The sequence below is a fragment of the Mycobacterium sp. genome, from assembly GCF_049802695.1.
In the GTDB taxonomy this organism is placed as follows: domain Bacteria; phylum Actinomycetota; class Actinomycetes; order Mycobacteriales; family Mycobacteriaceae; genus Mycobacterium.
On record NZ_JBARMY010000007.1, the window covers coordinates 1 to 1,530 of the forward strand.

Sequence of the window (1,530 nt, forward strand, 5' to 3'; positions counted from 1 at the left end):
GTGTCGTGACCGCGCCGGCCCGCCGCACAACGCGCCGCCCGGCCCGTCCAGCGGTGCTGCTGCGTCCGGTGCCGGTCGATTCGCCCGTCCACGACTTGTGGGCCGGCACGAAGCTGCTTGCGGTCGCCGGTATTTCGGTGCTGTTGACCTTCTATCCGGGGTGGGTGGCGATCGGGCTGATCGCCGCGCTCGTGCTGACCGCGGCCCGGCTCGCGCACATTCCGCGTGGCGCACTGCCGTCGATACCGCTGTGGCTGTGGGCGGTGATCGCCCTCGGCGGTATCACTGCGGCGATGGGCGGCGGCGACCCGACGGTGCATATCGACGGAGTCGCACTGGCGCTCGGCGGATTGCTCAACTTCTTGCGGTTCACCACATTGTCGATCGTGCTGCTCGGCCTCGGCGCGATGGTGTCCTGGACCACGAACGTCGCTGAAATCGCACCGGCGGTCGCTACGTTGGGCCGACCACTGCGGGCGCTGCGCATCCCGATCGACGAGTGGGCGGTCGCGTTGGCGCTGGCCTTGCGGGCGTTTCCCATGCTGATCGACGAGTTCCGGGTGCTCTACGCGTCGCGGCGGTTGCGGCCCAAACAGATACCGCGGACCCGTCGGGCTCGTCGCCGGCGCTGGGCGCTCGAGCTCATCGACCTGATGGCAACGGCCATCACCGTGACGTTGCGCCGCGCTGACGAGATGGGCGACGCGATCACCGCCCGCGGCGGTGCCGGCCAGATCTCGGCCGCGCCAACGCGGCCGAAGCGCGCCGACTGGCTCGCACTGTCGATCACTGCTGCGGTGTGCGCGGCGGCTTTGGCCGCGGAGCTGATGTGGAGCGTGTAGCGGCCAAACGTATTGACGGGTCGATTAAGCCGTCACGAACAGCTGCGCCTGTGCACTAACGCCCGGCAGCGGCGTTGGCGGCCGCTTGAGCGCGCTTCAGCGTCGCTGCAATGTCGCTTCGGCCGGAGAACATCTCGTCGAAATACGGCTTGAGGGCTTGGTCGCCGGCGGGGAAGCCGGCGCCGCCGGGTACGGGAATCCGGGGCCCGTTCAGCACGGCGAAGAACGCGGACACGTCGACACCCTTACGGGCCCAGTAGTCGAAGTAAACGCGCTGAGCGGACCGCACCGCGGGGATGGCACTACCGTTGCGGCCCACGTACTCGTTGCCTTGTCTGCTGCCCAGCCAGGCCAGCACCTGCCGCACCGCCTCCGGATGCGGCGATGCCGAATTGCCAACCGCTGCAATACCGTTGGTTACGGTGGCCCGGCCTTTCGGGCCGGCGGGCAACACTGCGACCCCCCAGTGGAAACGCGCCCCGGCGGCTACGGGCGCCAAGTTGTAGGTGCCGGACTGAAACAGCGCCATCCGACCGGCCAGGAATTGGTTGCGGGAGAACTCGCCGATGGTGTTGGTTTCCGAAGCGGGTGGGGCGACGTGATCGTCGTTGATTAATTCGATCACGTAGTGGAAAGCCGCTATAGCGCCGGGATTGTCAAACGCGAACTGGTCGCCGCGTTGGAACAC

Annotated in this window: 2 protein-coding genes; one reads left to right on the top strand and one right to left on the bottom strand. The window is 67.9% G+C overall.

What is annotated here, in order from left to right:
- The first annotated feature begins 5 nt into the window (after nt 1-5).
- Nucleotides 6-842 carry a CbiQ family ECF transporter T component gene (locus WA317_RS00310; protein ID WP_425171133.1) on the top strand — a complete coding sequence of 279 codons (837 nt, stop codon included), beginning with the start codon at nt 6-8 and terminating at the stop codon, nt 840-842.
- A gap of 55 nt (nt 843-897) precedes the next feature.
- On the opposite strand, the gene WA317_RS00315 is transcribed toward WA317_RS00310, so the two are convergent.
- Nucleotides 898-1,530 (bottom strand): extracellular solute-binding protein (locus WA317_RS00315; protein ID WP_425171132.1); only part of this gene is annotated, 633 nt, incomplete at its 5' end.